The sequence below is a fragment of the Knoellia subterranea KCTC 19937 genome (assembly GCF_000768685.1).
GTDB lineage: Bacteria > Actinomycetota > Actinomycetes > Actinomycetales > Dermatophilaceae > Knoellia > Knoellia subterranea.
In genome coordinates this window covers 24459-43724 of sequence record NZ_AVPK01000003.1, presented here as the reverse complement: position 1 = coordinate 43724, position 19266 = coordinate 24459, and the positions used below count along the sequence as shown (strand labels likewise).

The following is a 19266-nucleotide window of genomic DNA, read 5'->3' as shown; positions in this document are numbered from 1 at the left end:
ACTTGTGCGCGAGGCGACCAGCTCGAGGTGGTCGCCTCGCGCAGAAGTGGTCGTCTGGACGTGTCGCCGGTCGGATCAGTCGTCGGGGTCGTCCGAGGCGGGGCGCTCGTTGTACGCGTCGGCCCGCTCCTGTCCGCTCAGGGCGGCGATGGCATCCATGACGTCGTCGGTGAGCCGTCGGCGGGCACGCCCGGCCGGCTGACCGGCATACGCGGACGGGTGAATCGGTGACCCGAACGACACGGTGACGTCAGCCATCCGCAGCCCGCGAGCACCCACCGGCTGCACCTTGTCGGTGCCGATGAGCCCCACGGGAACGACGGGGACGCCGGCCGTGAGCGCGAGGAACGCCACACCCGTCCGGCCGCGATAGAGCCGGCCGTCGCGCGAGCGGGTGCCCTCGGGATAGATCCCGAACGCCTTGCCGGCGCGCAGCACCTCGAGCGCGAGATCGAGCGAGTCCTTGGCATTGCTGCTGCTGTCGCGGTCGACGGGGATCGCGTCGCCGGCCTCCATGAAGCCGCGCACGAAACGCCCCTTCACGCCGGTGCCGGTGAAGTACTCGGCCTTGGCGAGGAACGACACCTTGCGTGGAGCGGCGACCGGGATGGCGAACGAGTCGATGAACGACAGGTGGTTGCTGGCGAGCAGCACGCCGCCTTCGCGCGGCACGTTGTCCTTGCCGCGGATCGTGGGCCGCCAGATGGCGTGTGCGAGCGACATGACTGCCGTGCGACTGACCCAGTAGTACGTGCTCACGCGTCCTCTTCGTGGATGACCCGGCCGCCGAGGATGCGTTCCACGACGGGCACACCGACCTCGCCCAGGCCTTCGATGTCCTCGTCATCCTCGCTGATGGCGGAGTCGTCGGCGACGGGCGTCTCATCCGGGTCGGGTTCGGCGGCGACGACCTCCTTGGCACGCGCGAACGGGCTCACCGGCTCGTCCACCTGCGCCGTCGCCCAGGCCGGCGCACTCGCGCCGTCGGCCGGACCGGTGCCCCAGTCGGCCTGCGTCGACGGTGGCTGATCCTGCGCGTATGCCGGCCGCTCGCCTTCGTGTGTCGGCCCACCTGCCGCTGCGGCCTGGGCGGCTGCGGCACCGTGCGCTTCCGCGCGGGCCTTGGCCGAGGGCTGCGCCTGCGGGGCCGGCTCGGACTGCTGGGGTGCGGGGGCGGCCAGACGGCTGGGATCGATCGTGGCGACGCCCTGCCCGTCGGCGAGGGCCGAACCGTCGGCCGGCACTCCTTCGACCCGGGTGTCGATGCCGAGGACGTCGATGAGCGCCTGCTGGACATAGGTCGCGTGCGGGCCGCGGCGGAACGTGTTGGTCAGACCCGTCGTCGAGATGCCCAGAAGCAGCCGCTCGCCGTCGAAGTCCATGACCTGCGCGTGTTCGGACACGAAGGTCCACGTCGTGCGGCGCAGCTCGAAGACCTTGGCGAGGACGTCGGGCCACGACCGCCGGATCGCCGCCGTGTCCATGCCTCCGGGACGTGCTGGAGGCTGGTCGGCAGGGGTTGGCACCGGAGCCTGAGCGTGGGTCTGGACGTGGCCCTGCACCTGAGCCGGTGAACCATGGTCGATCGACGGGGCACTGCCGGGGCCGGCCGTCGGCGGCTTCTGCACCGGGGCGGACGCCGGGCTCGGAGCTGGGGCAGTCCGTGGTGGCTGGGGCTCGAGGAACTCGGGCTCGTCCGGCTCTGGCGGCTCCTCCGAGTGGTCCACGGTCGACGGCGTCGGCACAGCTGCCGGCACGGTCTGGACCGGTGGCCGCCGGTCGGGCTCGGTCGAGGCCTGGACCGCGGGGGCAACCGGGTGAGCCGGAGCGGCCGGCTGGGCCGGAGCGACCTGTGGGGTGGGCTGAGCCGGAGCGGCGGCGGGCCGAACGGACAGTGCAGGCGGCGCGGCAGCCCCCGTGGGAACTCCGCCGACGTCGAGGCGACGTTCGAGACGGTCCAGGCGAGCGGCATACCCCGTCTCTCCGGCGGCGGCCGGAAGGAGGAGGCGGGCCGCGATGAGTTCGAGCTGGAGCCGTGGCGCCGTCGCGCCGGTCATCTCGGACAGACCCGCGTTGACGACGTCGGCCGCGCGGGAGAGTGCACCACCGCCGAAGGCCGCAGCCTGCTGGCGCATGCGTTCGAGCTGGTCCGGTGGCAGCGCGCGCAGCACGGCCGACGCCCCGTCGGGCACCGCGGCGACGACGATGAGATCACGCAGTCGCTCGAGGAGGTCCTCGATGAAGCGGCGCGGGTCGAGTCCGGTTTCGATGACCCGCTCGATCGCGCTGAACGCCCCTGCCCCGTCACCGGCTCCGAAGGCGTCGATCGCCGCGTCCAACAGCTCGCCGTCGGTGAAGCCGAGCAGCGCCGCGGCAGACTCATAGGTGAGCCCTTCGTCGCCGGACCCCGCGATGAGCTGGTCGAGCACCGACAGGGAGTCACGCACCGATCCGCCACCGGCACGGACGACGAACGACAGCACTCCCGGCGCCACCGACACGCCCTCGGCGGCGCACAACCGCTCCATGTAGTCGGTCAGTTGACCCGGCGGCACGAGCCGGAAGGGGTAGTGGTGCGTGCGCGAGCGAATGGTACCGATGACCTTCTCGGGCTCGGTCGTCGCGAAGACGAACTTCACGTGCTCCGGCGGCTCCTCGACGATCTTGAGCAGCGCGTTGAAGCCCTGCGGCGTCACCATGTGCGCCTCGTCGATGATGTAGATCTTGTAGCGGCTCTGCGCCGGCCCGTAGGACGCCCGCTCGCGCAGGTCACGCGCGTCGTCGACGCCGCCGTGGCTCGCCGCGTCGATCTCGATGACGTCGACCGTGCCGGGGCCACCGCGCGCGAGCGCTACGCACGAGTCGCACTCACCACACGGGGTCGGCGTCGGGCCCTGCTCGCAGTTGAGGCAGCGCGCGAGGATGCGGGCGCTCGTCGTCTTGCCGCACCCGCGGGGGCCGCTGAAGAGATAGGCGTGGTTGACCCGCCCCGTGCGCAGCGCCTGCATGAGCGGCTCGGTCACGTGCTCCTGCCCGATGACGTCGGCGAACGTCTCGGGGCGGTAGCGGCGATAGAGGGCGGTGCTCACGGCGACCAACCTAGCCGTCGCGAACGACAGCCGGTATGCCGCGTGGTCACCCCTGTGGATACCGCTCACCTCAACTTTTGCTCCCCATGAGGGAAGCTGCGGGACAGGGAGGCTTCATAGCCCTCCGGACCCCGCATCTTCCCTCCGGTGGAGTGGCGCTCTGTACCGTGCGACCCATGGAGTTGCGCGCCGTCGACGTCTCGAAGGTGATCGGTCCGGCGACGCTGCTCGCGCCCGTGTCCGTCACCGCCCCGAGCGGATCCTGCCTCGTGCTGCGCGGCCCGAACGGATCGGGCAAGACGACGTTGCTGCGGATCCTCACGGGCACGCTCCCGCCCTCGACGGGCACCGTCCACCTTGACGATCGGGTCGCCGACGAGCGCGACCCTGTCGTGCGCGAAGCGGTCGCCGCTCTCATGGGCCCGCCCGCGACCTACCGCGACCTCACCCTGCGCGACCATCTGGTCCTCATCGACGCGACCTGGGGCGGCAACGCCGACACCGGGGACGAGCGGGTCGCCGACTCCCTCGATGCGTTGGGTATCGGTGCTCTCGCGGGCCGCTTCCCCCACGAACTGTCCTCGGGACAGACCCAGCTCTTCCGCCTCGCTCTCACCCTCTTCCGGCCGTCGACCGTGCTCGTGCTCGACGAACCCGAGCAGCGCCTCGACACCGAGAAGCGCGCTCTCGTTGCCGACCTCGTCGCGGCGCGGCGGGACGCCGGCACAACGGTTGTCCTCGCGTGCCACGACCCGCTCATCACCGAGCGGCTCACCGGCGGACCCGAGGACCACGTGGTCGATCTCGTCGCCGCCGAGGCCTGACCATGCACCCGGACACCGACGACGCGGTCGACCGGCTCGAGGACGCCCGCCACGTCCTGCACGGCTCCCGCGGCGACTCGGCCCGCAAGGACGTTGCGTATGCCGCGTACGTCACCCTCATCGTCGTCGGCCTCTACGGCTTCCCGGTCCTGCGGGCCCTGCTCGTTGCCGGCGATCGCGCTGGCATGGCCGCCGGACTGACCTCGCCGTGGGCGATGCTCATCGGCGCGCTGGTCGTCGCGGCTCTGGTGCTAGTGGCGCGTGAGGCCGGCCGGGTCCGCGGTCCGGTCGTGGCGCCGGTGCCGTGGGTCGACCTCGTCGTCAGCTCGTCCGTGAGCAGGTGGGCGGCGCTGCGGCCGTGGTTCGGATACTCCCTGTTTGCGGTGTTGTTTGCCGGCGGACTCGCGGGGCTGCTGGTGGGGACGTCGCTCTGGGGTGCGCAGGTCTCGGGCGCCTGGGTCGTCCCCGTGGCCGTCGTGGGCGGTCTGATCGTCGGCCTGCTGGCCGGGGCTGCCTGGCTCCTCGGTCAATCCCGGCTCTCCCCTCCCCTGCCTCCCACCATGCCTCGTGTGGATGAGGCCACGCCCTCACGTGGCCTCATACACACGAGGCGGGAGGTGGAGCGGCTCGGACTGACCGAGCTCCGCACGCAGGCCGCCCGGTCCGGGCGCATCCTCGGTGGAGTCCAGGCGGGAGACCTGCGAGCCGTGCGCCTCGAAGCGGCCCGACCCATCACGAGGGCCCGCAGCGCTCGGCTGCGGCATCGCGGACCGGTGGCCACGATCGTCGCGCGGGACCTCCTGGGCCTCCGGCGCACGCCGACGTCAGGTGTCGTGGGCGTGCTCCTCACGGCTGCAGCTGCCGGCGCACTGGGTGCCACGCTGGGGAGTTCGGCCGTCCCACCGATGGTCGGGTTGCTGGCGGGCGCGGTGAGCTTCGCCGGCTTCAGTGCCCTGTCCGAGGGACTGCGGCTCGAAGCCGACACGATGGGCACGCCGGCACTCTTCGGTTTGCCGCCGGTTCGCGCCGCCCTCGCCCATCTCGTCGTGCCCGCCGCGAACCACCTGGTGGTCACGGCCGTGGTCGGCACCCTGTCGGGCCGCGCGGCCGGCGCAGGCCTGCCCGACGTCCTCCCGTGGCTCGTCATCTCCTCGCTGCTGCTCTGCGGGAGCACCCTCCTTGCCGCCTATCGGGGCCGCCCGCCGACGTCACAGTTCAGCCCCGTGCCGTCACCGCAGACGGTGCTCATGTGGTACTCGTTCCCGGCCCTCCTCAGCACCCTCCTCATCGGCGGAATCGTCTGGGGCGCAACGCATTTCCCCACGTCCGGCATGTTCGTCATCGCGACGTGGGTCGCTCCGGTCTGGCTTCTGTATGTCGGTCTCAACCGTGTGCAGAAGGAGAACCTCGCGCACCGCGACGTCTGACCGGTCACCTTGGGCGGTCAGCTCCCAGCCGGATGGGCCGGCCGCTCGAACCCGACGAAGCTCCAGACGAATCCGCGATGACGTGCGACCTCACGCAGACCGGTCGCCTCGACCACGGCGACCATGGCCTCGGGATCGTGGGCATAGGTACGGAACTCCTGATGCCGCAGCGCGAACCACGCGTTCTCCAGGCGGGTCACCATGCGGTTGAGCGCGGAGTCAGTCGGGTGGCTGAACGCGAGCAGGGACCCAGCGCGCTCCCCCGCCGCGGTGAGCAGGGTCTCGTAGTCCGGGTAGCAGCACACCACCCGGTTGAGGACCACGACGTCCGCCGGTGCCACGACTTCCGGGTCGAGGGCGATGTCCACCATCCGACGGTCGACGCGCCCGACGAGGTCATGGCGCTCGAGCAGGGCACGCGCGTCCGCGTCATAGCTGGTGGACATCTCGAGGTTCGTGGCCGTCGCAGCACCGCGACGCAGCAACTCGACGTGCAGGTCGCCGATGCCACCGCCGACCTCGAGGACGGTCGCGTCGCGGATCCCGCGTGATTCGAGGAAGTCGACGACCCGGCCGGCGAGACGCGCCAGTCCGCGTCGGTCGTAGCGGCGCGCACTCGATCGCGAGAAACCCTGTGAGAAGAACTCGTCGTAGCCCTTCGGTTCGCGTCCGGATTCGCGCCCCGGGTCACGTCCCGACGCGCCACTCGGCCCTGAGCAACAGTCCATCACCTCACCTCCATCGCATCCATCATCCCGCGGTCACGACGCCGTGCTCGTAGGCGAAGACGACGGCCTGCGCGCGGTCCCGCAGTCCCAGCTTGGTCAGCACCCGCGAGACGTGGGTCTTCACCGTCTGCTCGGCCACGAACAGCCGCGTCGCGATCTCCGTGTTGGACAGCCCGCGGGCGATGAGTTCGAGCACCTCGAGTTCGCGCGGCGTCAACTCCCGCAGCGCCGCCGACTCCTTGGGAACTCCCGAACGGTTGCGCGTCACCTCGGCGATGAGCCGCTTGGTCACCGACGGAGCGAGCAGCGAATCTCCCTGTGCCACAACACGAACCGCGCGCGCCAACTCGTCCGCCGGAGCATCCTTGAGCATGAACCCGCTGGCCCCGATGCGCAGCGCTTCATAGACGTAGTCGTCCACATCGAACGTCGTCAGCATCAACACGTGTGGCCGGTCAGGGCTCGGCGACCCCAGGATGGTGGCGGCGGCGTCGAGACCGTTGACCTCCGGCATACGGACGTCCATGAGGACCACATCGGGACGCAAGCGGGCCACTTCCCGCACAGCCTCCGCACCGTCGGCCGCCTCACCGACGACCTGGAGGTCGGGCTGCGCGTTGAGCAGCGCCCCGAGCCCCTGTCGCACCATGGCCTGGTCGTCGACGATGACCACCGTGATCATGACGTCACCCTAGGCCCGCAACCTGCGGACGGCCCGCGAGCGGCACTGTCGCGACGACGACGAACCCCTCGCCGACTGGCGATGCCTCGAACGTTCCGCCCACGGCCGCAACCCTTTCGGACATTCCGCGTATGCCGTTGCCGCCGTTGTCGTGTCCCGTCGCCGGGTGTGCCCCGGCCGGAGCGGCTGAGTTGCGCACCATGAGCCGTGCCCATCCGGCTTCCTCCTCGAGGGTGAGTTCGACGGCGGCGCCGGGCGCGTGGCGGGCGGCGTTGGCCAGCGACTCCTGGGCCACGCGATAGAGCACGAGTGCCGTTCCCGGAGGGACCTTCGAAGGTGAGAGACGCACCCGGGAGGTCAACGGCATACCCGCTGCTTTCGAGGACTTGACCAGCGCTGGAAGCTGCGCGAGATCGGGCTGGGGAGCGGTCTCGACCGGGCCGTTCTCGTCGCGGAGGACACCGAGCACGGAACGCACCTCGGTGAGAGCCTGGCGCGCCGACCCCTCGATCGCGGCGAACTCGGCGGTCACGTCCGGGTCGTCGAGGCCATGGCGCACGGGCGCGCTCTGTGCCTGCACGACGATCATCGACATGTGGTGCGCGACGACGTCGTGCAGTTCGCGAGCGATGCGGCTGCGTTCCTCCACGACCGCCCGTCGGGCCCGCTCGTTCTCGACCTCCTCCTGCTGCACCGCGAGCTGGCGCCGGGACAGGACGAGCCACCGCACGAGGACCGCGACGGCGATGAGCAGCGCCTGACCGATGGCCCAGGCCTCGAGGTCGCCCGGCAGGAGGAGATAGAGGATCAGGCCCGTCACTGCGATGACGAGTGGCATCTCCACCCAGCGGCCCCAGAGGCCCACCGCGATGAGGGTCGCGAGCAGCACGAGGAACTGCACCACCGGCCACGGCATCGGTGAATCCGGGAGCGCGGGAACGGCGGCCCACCACAAGACGGACACGCCGAGGGCGATCGCCCAGCCGACGACGGGCGCGCGGCGGAGCAGGAGCAGCGGGACCGCCTGAGCGAGCGCCAGCACGGGCATGAGGGAGACCTGCACGTCGTGCGTCTCCGGCATCGTCGCCCAGCCGATGATGAACATGAGCAGGGCGAGCAGGGCCACGAGGACGTCCGAGTGAGAGCCGACCCAGCGGAGGCCACGCCAGGTGAGCTGACCCATTGGGCCCGTGACGCGGGCGACTCCTCGCCCCGCGGCGCTCACGAATCTGCCTCCGATCATGCCCTCAACCCTAGGCAGCACGGCCCGCTGAGGCGTCATACGACGGAGTGAATCCGGGGTCACTCCGGGGTATCACCCGCCGGCCTCCGTCGCCCCGACGTGCCCCCGTGGAACGGCTCCCGAGGGCGACGACCGTGGGCGCTCCCGGCTTCGAGGGTGGCCGCATGTTGACCAGACACCTAGCCCTCCGGACGGTCGCCGTCGCCGGTCTCGCCAGTGCGGCGGGGCTGTCGTTGGCGCCCAGCGCCTCCTCTTCACCCACCCCGGACACGGCCGCCGAGTCGGCGGTCCGGGCGCTTACCTCCGAACCAGCGGGGGTCGCCGATTCCGCTGTGCCGCAGGACTTCTCGCGCCGTTTCGGCTACCAACCCACGACGACCGACGGCCTGCTGGGCGACCCGACGGGCGACTGCTCGTCACCCGTCCCTCTGCCCGGGGAGTTCGTCGCCGCGTGCCGGCAGCACGACCTCGGATACGACCTCCTCCGGTATGCCGGCCGGTCCGGTCGCGCGCTCCCCCCCGAGGCGCGGCGTGCGGTCGATGACCGGCTCGCCATCGAACTGCCCCGGTCGTGCTCGACGCGCCCCGGGGGCCTGAGCCGAGCGCACTGCCTCGCATGGGCCGAGATCGCCGAGGGCTTCGTCCGGATCAACAGCGCACGCCAGGGCTACGACGTGCCGGAGTCCGAGACGGCGCTGAGCATCGCGCCGGCCGTGGGGGTCGGTGTCGCCGCCCTTGCGTTCGGGGCCTCGCGACTCACGGACCGACGCGGTTCGACGCACGGGCAGGTGGCGCGATGAACCTCCCGGCACTGCGAGCTCCGCGCGCGTCCACGGCCCTGGCCACGCCCGTCGCCGTGGGCGTGTCGACCTTCCCGTCGTTCCTTCCGCACCTGCCGGTGGCGTTCGGGGTGCTCTCGGCGCTCAGCTTCCTCCTCGTGTTCGCCGTCGGCCGGCGAGTGGCCGGGCCGCACCCCCACCTCAAAGGCCGCACGCGCATCGGTGCGGTGGTGCTGGGAGGTGCGCTGACGGCATACCTGGTCGTTCTCGCCCTGACCGTCCAGGACGGTATGCGGGCACGCATCGGCATGGATCCGTTGTCCCTCAACGACTTTGGCGTCGCGCTGGCGGCAGGGCTAGGTGTCGTCGGCATCGTCCGCGGGATCGGCTGGATGTGGCGACGTCGCGCAGTCGTCTCTCGACGTGGAGTGGCGCTGGCAGCCGTCTCGTCGCTCGTGGTGCTCGCGCCGGCGAGCGCTCGGGCCGCCGACGCGGGCGACCAGGTGCTGCTCACCACCTCGCCCGTCGGCGCTTCGCGGGCGTATGCCGGCCTGTCCGACTCCGTCGACGACGCGACCCGTGCGCGGCTCGCCGTGGACCGGCTGGAGGCCGCGGGCGGATTGGGCCGCAAGCATGTCGTCGTGGTGATCCCCACGGGCTCGGGGTGGGTCAACCCGGAGTTCGTCGCGGGGCTCGAGCAGCGGTTCGGGTCGGATGTGGCGACCGTGGCGATGCAGTATGACGACCGACCGAGCTGGATGGCGTACCTCCTCGACCGTGACGGCGCGGTGGCCGGGGCCGAGGCCTTGGTCGACGAGGTGGTGGCCCGGGTGGACGCGCTCCCGAACGGACAACGCCCCCAGGTGCACGTCGTCGGTGAGAGTCTCGGGGCGACGGCGGGGCAGGCGGCCCTCACAGCGCCGGGAGCGCTGGGCGACATGCGGCGCGCGGCGGTGTGCTCGACGTTCTGGCTCGGGACGCCCGGTGGGCACCGGACCGGCCTCGCCCGCGAGACGGTCGCCGCGAACCCCGACGACCCGATCGTGCATGGCTCCCCCGCGATGGCGTGGCGCCCGACGGGCGAACACCGGGCGTGGCTGCCGGTCGTGTCGGTGGTGCACACCGGCGCCGACGTGCTCGGGGCGCTGGCGGTGCCGTTAGGGGCGGGGCACCGCTACGGCTCGGACCAGCCGGCCCGTCTCCAGACCTGCGACTGAAACCTGCCTTGTGTGCCCCAGCGGTCCCGGAGTGGGACCGCTGGGGCACACAAGGGCCGATTTGGTGGTGCCACGTATCGTTCAATCCATGCGCATCGATGTCTGGATCGACCTGGTCTGCCCCTTCTGCCACGTCGGACGACGCCGGCTCGAGCTCGCCCTCGATGAGTTCGCCGCAGCCACCCCCGAGGGTGAGGAGCCCCGCGAGGTCGAGGTCGTGTGGCACAGCTACCAGCTCGACCGCAGCGCCCCGGCCGTCGAGGAGGGTGCCGTCATCGACCGCATCGCGGCGAAGTACGGCCGCTCCCGCGACGAGATGGTGGCCCAGCACGAGGCGATGGCTGCTGACGCCGCAGCGGTCGGGCTCGACTTCCAGTGGGAGAAGCTGCGCGGCGGCAACTCCTTCGACGCCCACCGCCTCATCCATCTCGCTCGCGCCCGCGGCCTCGAGCAGCCGGTGACCGAGCGGATCATGCGCGGCTGGTACTCCGAAGGGGCTGCCCTGGGCGACACCGACACCCTCGTCCGCCTCGCCGTCGACGCCGGCCTCGGCGAGAAGGACGTGCGCGAGATGCTCGGCTCCGACGACTACGGCTACGACGTGCGCGCCGACGAGGCGACGGCCAACCAGATCGGCATCACGGCCGTGCCGACCTATGTCCTCGACCAGAAGTTCGCCGTGACCGGCGCCCAGCCCGTCGACGGTCTCGTCCGGGCCCTCGAGCTGACCTGGGCCGACCGCGGCAACGCCCCCGAAGCTCGCGGCGGTGGCTGCGGCGGGTGTGAGGGCGGCTGCGCCTGCGGCGCCTGATCCCCTCGCACGCTCGAGACACGAAGACACCCCGCGTACCTGGAAGAGCTCACCTGCCCTTGCTGCATTCCTGCCCTGGGGGAGTTCAGTGAGGTACCACCACGCGGGGTGCCGGGTTGAAGTCTAACCCGGCCCGGCGGCCCTCCTCCAACTCGGCCGGGGCTACTGGGCAACGTCCGGCGCCACACCGCGCAGCGCCGTGGCGACCGAGTCGCCGTGCGTCGCGAGCGCGGCGCGGGCCTCAAGAACAGGCACGCCGGCGAGCAGTGACAGGAGCGCGGGCTTGAGCTCACCGCCCGCGGCATCGAGCGTCGTGCGAGCGGTCCCTTCGTCGACGCCGGTGGCTTCCTGGAGGATGCGGATGGTGCGGCCACGCAGTTTGGCGTTGGTGGCGACGACGTCGACCATGAGGTTGGACCACGTGCGGCCGAGCCGAATCATCACGGCTGTTGAGAAGCCGTTGAGGATGAGCTTCTGGGCCGTGCCGGCCTTGAGGCGGGTCGACCCGGTGAGGATCTCCGGTCCCGTCTCCGCGGCGAGGACATGATCCGCGTATGCCGTGAGCTCGGCTCCCGGATTGGCCGTCACCAGCGCGGTGCGCGCGCCGCGATCCCGAGCCGCAGCGAGCGCCCCCTGCACGAAGGGCGTGCGGCCGGATGCGGTGAGGCCGATCGCGATGTCGAGGGAGGTCAGGTCGGCAGCCTCGGCAGCGCCCTGGTCGACATCGTCCTCGACATTCTCGACGGCCCGCAGGAGCGCATCCGACCCTCCGGCGTGGTGTGCGACGAAGAGCCCTTCCGGCACGTTGAACGTCGGGAGCAGCTCGGCCGCGTCGAGGACCGCGAGGCGACCGGAGGTCCCGGCGCCGAAGTAGTGCACGTGCCCGCCGGCGCGGATCGCCTCGACCGCGTGGTCGACGAGGACGGCCAATTCGGGCAGGACGGCGGCGACAGCGTCGGCGACCGAGCGGTCCGCGTCGTTCATCAGGGTCAGGATCTCGAGGGTCGACGCGGTGTCGATCTCGGTCGTGGCCGGATGGCGTTCTTCGGTCGGTGCGCTCACCCGGACGTCGCTGGCCATGCTCGAACGTTAGTTTCTCACGCTGGCAGCGTCAAGCATGTGAATCAGTCACCATGAGCCGATGCCAGGGTCGCGTGACAGGTGGCGCAGACCCGCACTCCGAGTGGTGGCATCACGAGGTGAGGTGATGACTCGACACGGCCTTGCGCGTCTCCGCCACGGCCTTGCGGACCCGTGGAAGGTCGCGCTGGGCCACCGCGATGTAGAGGCAGTCGACGACGGTCAGGGCGGCAATCCGGCTGGCCGTCGCACCCGATCGCAGAGAGGTCTCCCGGGCCGCCGTGGTCAACACGATGTCCGCCGACTTCGCGAGCGGTGACAAGGGGAAGTTCGTGATGGCGACGGTCGTGGCGCCTCGCTCCCGAGCAGCCGCCAGCGACTCGATCGTCTCGGCCGTGGCACCCGAGTGCGAGATGCCGATCGCGACGTCCTGCTTGGTGAGCAGGGTGGCGCTGGTCAGGGCGATGTGCGGGTCGTTCCAAGCGAACGAGACCAGGCCGATGCGGTGCAGCTTTGACTGAAGGTCAGTCCCGACCAGCGCGCTCGCACCGATGCCGTAGATGTCGACCCGGCTAGCCTTGGCCACCGCGTCGGCGCAGGCCTTGAGTGCTGCCCGGTCCAACTGCTGCGCGGTCTCCTCCACTGCACTGGAGTCCACCGCGGCCACCTTGGCGATGATGTCGTCGATGGTGTCGGTCGCGCTGATGTCGCTGCCCGCCATGCGCTGTTCGCGCGGCATGGCCGACTCCGCCGCGAGCCCCAGGCGGAGCTGCGGGTAGCCCTTGAGACCCAGCCGCTTGCAGAAGCGGAGGACGGTCGTCTCCGACGTCCGCGCCGCCTGCGCGAGCTCGGTGATCGTCAGGTCCGAGGCACGGCGGGCATCCGCGAGCACCTCGGTGGCGACGCGGTCCTCGGCAGGCGTGAGCGTCGGTCGGATCCCTCGGAGTCGGACGAGGAGAGGCGCATCAGCCATGTCGGGCGCGGTGGTCGGTGAGGACATGGCCCAAAACTACGACCTCAACTGCTTCGACCAGCCCGAAGCCGAGAATGTGTCTGGAGCCGCATCACTGTCGACGAGCACCCCGCCGGGCTCGACGACCCGTGCCCGGCTCACCGAGACACCCCGGCCCAAGGTGTTGCGGTCGGTCGTGTAGCGCCAGCGCAGCGCCCGCGAGCCGGCCGGAAGTTCGCCGCGCACGAGCGTCCACTGCCGTTCGCCTGGTGTGCCACTGAGCTCGCCACCCTCTGCACCAGCGCGGCTGTCGCCGGGGTGCCGGATGTCGAGCGGGACGAGAACCCACTCCTGACCATCCGTCGTGACCTCGACGCGGAGCACGTCCGTCGCCTCGGTCTCGGCGATGAGATCGAAGGCGAGGCGAGCACCCCGGGAACCCACGCCCGGGCCGGATGCCGCACCGAGGGGAGTCGACAGGATCGCATTGGCCGCGTGCTCGGGCCGGGTCTCCCACGAGACATGGCTGCCCCGAGGACTGATCGGCAGCGCCCGTCCCAGGCCGCCGGCCCACTCCTGCCGGGCCACGTTGATCGAGCCCCAGGACCGCGACGGGTGCACCCGGTTGGTCAGCAGGATGGCGAACGACCTCGAGGCGAAGTCGATGACGATCGAGGTGCCGGTGTAGCCCGTGTGGCCGGCCGTGCGCGGGCCACTCAACGCATCCATGTACCAGGTCTGGTTGAGCTCGAACCCCAGTCCGTGGTCGTCGCCGGGGAAGGCTTCGTTGAAGTTCGTGATGAGCAGGGAGACGCTCTTGCGCTCGAGCACTCGGGCACCCCGATAGGTGCCGCCGTTGAGCAGCGCCTGCGACAGGACCGCGAGGTCGTCGGCGGTCGAGAACACCCCAGCATGTCCCGCGACACCATCGAGCGACCAGGCGTTCTCGTCGTGCACCTCGCCACGCACCATCCCTCGGTCCGGCACGGCCTGGAACTCGGTGGCCGCGGTCCGGTCGGTGAGGCCGCGCGCGCCCGGGTTGTAGCCGGTGTCGACCATGCCGAGCGGCCGGGTGAGCCGGCTGGCGACGACCTCGTCGAGGGACTGACCCCGCAGCCTCTCGACGAGGACGCCGAGCGTGATGAGGTTCAGGTCGCTGTAGAGATAGACCGTCCCCACCGGGTTCGCCAGCGGCTGGCGCATCACCGCCGCGATCCGGGATGCCTTGTCCGGATAGGCGCTGTAGAGCGGTAGCCACGACGTGAACCCGCTCGTGTGGGTGAGCAGGTGCCGGATCGTCACCGACTCCTTTCCCGACGCCGCGAACTCGGGCAAGTAGTCCGCGACCGCCGCCTCCAGCTCGACCCGCCGCTCCTCGATGAGCTGGACGACGGCGATCGAGGTGAACAGCTTCGACACCGACGCCATGTCGAAGATCGTGTCGCGACGCATCGCAACGCGATCGGCCTCGGGAAGTTCGTCGGTCGCGTTCCGGTAGCGGACGGCATACCCGTCCGCCTGGGTGGCAACCACGACCCCGTCGTGAGCCATGAGACCGACGTGCCCGGGATAGAGCGGATGCCCACCCGGCACCGCGGTCTGGTGCGAGATGACCTGTGCCTTCGCCGTCTCGATGGGTGCCGGGTCGAGCCCGACGGACGCGGGCGTACCCTCACGCAGCACCGTCGACGGTGGCGCGAAGCCCGTGAACGGTCGGTCGAAATCCTCGGCGCGGGCAGCGAGTGGCGACGCGAGAAGCGTTGTCCCCGTGGCCAATCCGCCCGCGAGCACCACCCTGCGAGGCAGGTTCATCGGGCCGGCCCGCCGTAGATGAGATACGGCTGTCGCGCGGCGTCGAAGGCTGCGAGTTCGTCCTTCCACGCGCCGATGACGGTGTCGACGTCGGCGCCGGCGGTGATCTGGTCGCGGAGCCGGGTCGAGCCGGTGAGCTTGTCGATCCAATAGGGGCGCGCCGGGTCGTAGCTGTCGTAGCGCCACTGGAAGTCGCTGAAGATCGACTTCGCCGCGACGAGCATCTCGACGCCCACCCGGATCGGGTCAATGGCCGACGGGTCGGTGATGTGCACCTGCACGCCACCGCAGACCTTGCCCACGTGCTTGTTGAAGGTCGGAGTGAAGTACGCCTCGCGGAAGGCCACACCGGGCACACCGCGACCCGCGAGCCGCTCGGCCCACCGGTAGTCGACATAGGGGGCGCCGATGAGCTCGAACGGACGCGTCGTCCCGCGCCCCTCCGAGAGGTTCGTCCCCTCGAACATGCCCGTACCCGGGTAGACGAGGGCCGTGTCGGGAGTCGGCATGTTGGGACTGGGCATGACCCACGGGAGGCCGGTGCCGGCATACGTGACATCGCGGCGCCAGCCCTTGACCTCGACGACCTCGATCTCGGGAAGGCTTCGGCCGCCGGTGTCGCTCGGGAGGATCTCGACGTTGAGGAAGCGGGCCAGTTCGCCGACGGTCATGCCGTGCGCCTGGACGATGGCCTCGGCACCCACACCGCTCGTCCACGGCTCGGTCATCATCGGGCCGTAGGCCGTGCCACCGATCGGGTTCGGGCGATCGAGGACGACGAAGCTCGCGCCGGTCTCGACGGCGGCCTTCATCGCCGTGTACATCGTCCAGATGTAGGTGTAGAACCGCGCGCCGACGTCCTGGATGTCGAAGACGACGGTGTCCACGCCTGCGGTGCGGAACATGCCGGCGAACTTCGCCGTGTTCGCGCCGTAGGCGTCGTACACGGTGAGCCCGGTGCGCTCGTCGACATAGGTCTCCTCCGCCTCACCGGCCTGCGCGGTCCCGCGGAAGCCGTGCTCCGGCCCGAAGACGCCCTTGATGTCGACGGCACCCGACTCGTGCATTTCGTCGACGATCGTGCGGAGGTTGCGAAGGATGCCGGTCGGGTTGGTGATGATGCCAACCTTGCGGCCGGCGAGCATGGACCAGTTGGCGGCCGCGGCGACGTCCGCACCCGGAGTCACCTTGCGTGCCGGGTCGTTGACGAGCGGCATGTATGCCGGTGTGCCGGCTGCCGTCGCGGCGTGCGCGGGTGCCCCGGCGGCGAGTCCGAGGGCGGCGGCTCCGGCGAGCCCGGCGCCTCCGGTGAGGAGCTGTCGGCGGTTGGGCGAGTGGGATGCAGTCATGACATGCCTTCCTTCTCGCCTTGTGTGTATGAGGCCACGTTGGACCGTGGCCTCATACACACAAGGCAGGTGTGAGTGTCAGTTGCCGAGGCCGTGGCCGAAGGGGTAGAGGACGGTGTTGGGGTCGTCCTTGGTCGGGATGTCGACGGGGAGCTTGCCGCTGGGCGTGACCTGCCCGGAGATGACCTTGGCCACGGCCTGGATGGCCACGGGGCTGTAGGAGTAGGTCGCGAGATAGGTCGCCGTGCCGGGCAGGTAGGCGATGTCGTAGGGGTCGCGCGTCGCGACGACGATGACGGGAATTCCGGTGTCCTGCAACGCCTTGACGAGCTTCTGCTGCCCGGCGCGCTTGTCGGTGACGGCAGTGTCCCAGGCCTTCATCGTCGTGACGACGACGGCGTCCTTGCCCTGCGCGGAGGCTACTGCGGAAGCGATCTGGGCGTCCGTCGGCGACGTGCCCGTCTGGTTGACGGTGGTAGCGGCGCCGGCCTGCGTGAGGCCGTCCGCGAGGATCTGCGTCGTCGTCACGCCGTAGCCGGTGACGAGGATGTTCTTGCCACTCGTGGCCAGCGGGAGGACGGAGTCGTCATTCTTCACGAGAGTCGTCGTCCGGTTGCTCACGGCGTCGGCGGTGGCGAGGTGATCCGCAGTGCCGACCACCGAGTCGAGAGCAGCAGGGTCGACCATCGGGTTGGCGACGATGCCGCGCTCGACCTTGAGCTCGAGGACGCGGCGGACCTTGGCGTTGAGCGATGCCTGGCTGATTCGGCCGGACTTCACGGCGCCGATGACGGCGGCATAGGCCTCGTCCATGGCGGGCGTCATGAGGAGTTGGTCGGCGCCGGCCTCGAGGGCTCGCACCGCGACCTCGGCGTCGCCGTAGAGGTCACGCACACCCTGCATGTTGAGCGCGTCCGTGATGATGATGCCCTTGTAGCCCAGCTCGTTGCGGAGCAGATCTGTGAGGATCGGCTTGCTCAGGGTCGCGGGGTTGCCCGAGTCGTCGAGCGCCGGGAAGCTCAGGTGCGCCGTCATGATCATGTCGATGCCCTTGGCAATGGCCGCCTTGAACGGCGGTGCGTCGAGCCGCTCCCACTCCTCCCGCGTGTGGGTGATGATCGGGAAGGCCACGTGGCTGTCGGTCGCGGTGTCCCCGTGACCGGGGAAGTGCTTGGCGCTCGCCGAGACCTTGCCGTCCTCCTGGTAGCCCTGGACCTGCGCGGCCACCATCTCGGCCGCCAACTGCGGGTTGCTCGAGAACGAGCGGGTCCCGATGACCGGGTTGAGCGGGTTGACGTTGACGTCCGACACCGGCGCGAAGTCGGTGTTGATGCCCATGGCCCGCAGCTCCTGCCCGGTGATGGCGGCGGCGGTGCGGGCGTCCTCGGTGGAGCGGCCCGCGCCGAGGGCCATGGAGCCAGGGAACTGGGTCGCCGGCGGGCCGATGCGGGTGACGACGCCCTGTTCCTGGTCGACCGAGATGCCGAGCGGGACCTTGACCTTCGACGTCTGGGTCAGCGCCGCTGTCTGGAGGCCGTTGGACAACCCAGCGATCTGGGGAGGGTTCTGGACCGAGTCGGTCCAGGCGAAGTAGATGACACCACCGAGGTGGTACTTCTGCACGACCTCGGCCGGGCTTGCGACCCCGTAGAGGGGGAGGTTGCGGGCGTCGGGAGTGGTCGCGTCGCTGCCGTAGACGTTCTGGACGAAGAGCTGACCGACCCTCTCCTCCAACGTCATTCGGGCGATGGTCGAAGTGACCCAGCCATTCGGGCCTGCCGGGACGGCGGCTCCGGCCGAGGTCGCGGGCAGGGCTCCCGCGGCGAGGGTTGCAGCCACCGCTCCGGCGATGGCGGTGCGACGAGTGACGGATGGACGTGACATCAGGGATCTCCGATTCATCGGGGTTCACAACGGTGTGAACATTTCACGCGCTGGCTCTTGATAGTGGAACTTAGCCACAGAGCATGGTCCGCGCAACAGGTACCGGGTGGTCACTTCGCACCACGTCGAGCGATCCCATATGTGCCCGGCCCGGGGATTGCGAAGGGCTCGACTCGCAGCCGGGCCGGTTCTGCGGGATCGACTTCTTGCCCGGTTGGGACACGCGAGGGAGGCCTACGGCCGATCGAGCACGTCCCAACCGGGCAAGAAGTCGCACACCACAGGTCCCAACAGCGCAAGGAGTGGGAGACGCAAAGGGCCCCGACGCGTGGTCGGGGCCCTTCGGCTGGCGGAGGATAGGGGATTCGAACCCCTGAGGGCGTTAACCCAACACGCTTTCCAAGCGTGCGCACTAGGCCACTATGCGAATCCTCCAACGGAGGAGGTTACCCGAGCGGATCGGCGCCACGAAATCCGGTCAGTCGCGACGGACGTACCGACTCGGCGGCATGCCCACGAGCGCGGTGAAGTCGCGAGTGAAATGCGCCTGGTCGTACCAGCCGAAGCGCGCCGCCAGCTCGGTGAGCGGCCCGTCCCATCCGCCGTCCAGCGCCTCCACGACATCGTGCATGCGGTAGCGCCCGAGCACCCACTTGGGCCCGGCCCCGACGTAGTCGAGGAAGTCGCGCTGAAGCGTCCGCGACGACACGTGGTGCCGCCGTTCGAGGTCCGCGACACCGACGAGGGCATGGTCCTCGAGCATGTCGGACACGACGCTCAACACCCGCTCGTAGCGGGCGTCGATGCGCGCGGCGGGCCCGTCGGGGAAGGCCGCCTCGACCGCAGCCATCCCCTGCTCCCCCGCCGCGTCACCTCCATCGAGGTCGATCGCCGCGAGCGCCCGGACGATCCCAGGCGGCACGATCCCCGACGCAGCCACCGTCCGATCGGTCCAGTCGCGCGCCGACCGTCCCGTGAGCGCCGCCAGCCCTCCCGGCCGAAAGCGCACCCCGGCCACCCTCCCCCACCCGCGGACCTCGACGTCGAAGCGCCTCGTGACGACCCCTGTCACCACTACCGACTCACCGCCCAGGTCGGCCAGTCCTGGCCGCGGGTGGTCACCGCGCTCGACCGTGAGCGAACACGTCGGGTGCGGGATGACCTCGCTCGAGAACGACACCCCTTCGGGCAGGTCCCATCGCAGCGACCAGTGGTTCTCGACCCACCGCGACACCCGCTCCGACGCCGGCCAGCGCCGCAACTGCACGTAGTCCGCGAGCTGCTCCGGTCGCAGGATCCCGGCAAACGTTGCCGTCGCCTCGGCCCTTGGCGGGTTTGTCCTATCCGGCACACGCCCACCCTAGACAGGCTCGGTGACATCACCCGACC

The 19266-nt window shown here is 70.4% G+C and carries 16 protein-coding genes, 1 tRNA gene and 1 other RNA gene; 5 read left to right on the top strand and 13 right to left on the bottom strand.

All coding sequences use genetic code 11. The annotated features are described in order from the left end of the window. Nucleotides 1-75: 75 nt before the first annotated feature. The gene (locus N803_RS06200) at nt 76-759 is read right to left on the bottom strand and encodes a lysophospholipid acyltransferase family protein (RefSeq protein ID WP_084764144.1); all 684 of its coding nucleotides are present in this window, start codon (nt 757-759) and stop codon (nt 76-78) included. Further along, the gene (locus N803_RS06195) at nt 756-3089 is read right to left on the bottom strand and encodes a DNA polymerase III subunit gamma and tau (protein WP_035903513.1); all 2334 of its coding nucleotides are present in this window, start codon (nt 3087-3089) and stop codon (nt 756-758) included. Before N803_RS06195 ends, N803_RS06200 begins: the two co-directional genes overlap by 4 nt. 176 nt (nt 3090-3265) lie before the next feature. Between N803_RS06195 and N803_RS06190 the strand changes: the two genes are divergently transcribed. Next, nucleotides 3266-3913, top strand: a complete 648-nt coding sequence (locus N803_RS06190) for an ABC transporter ATP-binding protein (protein ID WP_035903510.1) — start codon at nt 3266-3268, stop codon at nt 3911-3913. Nucleotides 3914-3915: 2 nt separating this feature from the next. Continuing rightward, the gene (locus N803_RS06185) at nt 3916-5340 is read left to right on the top strand and encodes a hypothetical protein (protein ID WP_035903507.1); all 1425 of its coding nucleotides are present in this window, start codon (nt 3916-3918) and stop codon (nt 5338-5340) included. A gap of 17 nt (nt 5341-5357) precedes the next feature. On the opposite strand, the gene N803_RS06180 is transcribed toward N803_RS06185, so the two are convergent. The 3 genes from N803_RS06180 to N803_RS06170 are packed head-to-tail and all read right to left on the bottom strand — an operon-like array spanning nt 5358 to nt 7993. Next, nucleotides 5358-6068, bottom strand: a complete 711-nt coding sequence (locus N803_RS06180) for a methyltransferase domain-containing protein (protein ID WP_211253464.1) — start codon at nt 6066-6068, stop codon at nt 5358-5360. Nucleotides 6069-6090: 22 nt separating this feature from the next. Then, entirely contained in the window at nt 6091-6750 is a 660-nt protein-coding gene (locus N803_RS06175) for a response regulator (RefSeq protein ID WP_035903504.1), read from the bottom strand. A gap of 4 nt (nt 6751-6754) precedes the next feature. Next, nucleotides 6755-7993, bottom strand: a complete 1239-nt coding sequence (locus N803_RS06170) for a sensor histidine kinase (RefSeq protein WP_169743055.1) — start codon at nt 7991-7993, stop codon at nt 6755-6757. 164 nt (nt 7994-8157) lie between these two features. Here N803_RS06170 and N803_RS18490 point away from each other — a divergent pair, with 164 nt between their 5' ends. The 3 genes from N803_RS18490 (at nt 8158) to N803_RS06155 (ending at nt 10800) form a co-directional block, all read left to right on the top strand. Further along, entirely contained in the window at nt 8158-8793 is a 636-nt protein-coding gene (locus N803_RS18490; protein WP_169743054.1) for a hypothetical protein, read from the top strand. Next, a complete protein-coding gene (locus tag N803_RS17365) occupies nt 8790-9989 on the top strand; it encodes an alpha/beta-hydrolase family protein (protein WP_052111909.1) in 1200 nt (399 codons plus the stop codon). The genes N803_RS18490 and N803_RS17365 overlap by 4 nt, the downstream gene beginning before the upstream one ends. Nucleotides 9990-10077: 88 nt before the next feature. Continuing rightward, a complete protein-coding gene (locus N803_RS06155; protein ID WP_035903500.1) occupies nt 10078-10800 on the top strand; it encodes a DsbA family oxidoreductase in 723 nt (240 codons plus the stop codon). Between the two features lie 19 nt (nt 10801-10819). Here the strand turns inward: N803_RS06155 and ffs are convergent. The 8 genes from ffs to N803_RS06120 all read right to left on the bottom strand — a co-directional run bounded on the left by ffs (nt 10820) and on the right by N803_RS06120 (nt 19228). After that, nucleotides 10820-10916: signal recognition particle sRNA small type (gene ffs, locus N803_RS17875), an RNA gene on the bottom strand. Between the two features lie 46 nt (nt 10917-10962). Further along, nucleotides 10963-11880 carry an N-acetylmuramic acid 6-phosphate etherase gene (locus N803_RS06150; protein WP_035903497.1) on the bottom strand — a complete coding sequence of 306 codons (918 nt, stop codon included), beginning with the start codon at nt 11878-11880 and terminating at the stop codon, nt 10963-10965. Nucleotides 11881-11992: 112 nt separating this feature from the next. Beyond that, a complete protein-coding gene (locus N803_RS06145; RefSeq protein WP_035903494.1) occupies nt 11993-12880 on the bottom strand; it encodes a MurR/RpiR family transcriptional regulator in 888 nt (295 codons plus the stop codon). A 9-nt stretch (nt 12881-12889) separates the two neighbouring features. Then, on the bottom strand, nt 12890-14644 hold the full coding sequence (locus tag N803_RS06140) for a serine hydrolase domain-containing protein (protein ID WP_035903491.1): 1755 nt from the start codon (nt 14642-14644) through the stop codon (nt 12890-12892). Beyond that, on the bottom strand, nt 14641-15993 hold the full coding sequence (locus N803_RS06135; RefSeq protein WP_035903488.1) for an exo-beta-N-acetylmuramidase NamZ family protein: 1353 nt from the start codon (nt 15991-15993) through the stop codon (nt 14641-14643). Before N803_RS06135 ends, N803_RS06140 begins: the two co-directional genes overlap by 4 nt. Before the next feature lie 78 nt (nt 15994-16071). Then, nucleotides 16072-17877, bottom strand: coding sequence for a glycoside hydrolase family 3 protein (locus tag N803_RS06130; protein ID WP_084764127.1), 1806 nt, complete (start codon nt 17875-17877; stop codon nt 16072-16074). A gap of 347 nt (nt 17878-18224) precedes the next feature. Continuing rightward, nucleotides 18225-18312 (bottom strand) — tRNA-Ser (locus N803_RS06125). A 43-nt stretch (nt 18313-18355) separates the two neighbouring features. Continuing rightward, nucleotides 18356-19228 (bottom strand): helix-turn-helix domain-containing protein, encoded by an 873-nt coding sequence (locus N803_RS06120; protein ID WP_052111907.1) that lies wholly within the window; start codon nt 19226-19228, stop codon nt 18356-18358. Nucleotides 19229-19266: the final 38 nt, after the last annotated feature.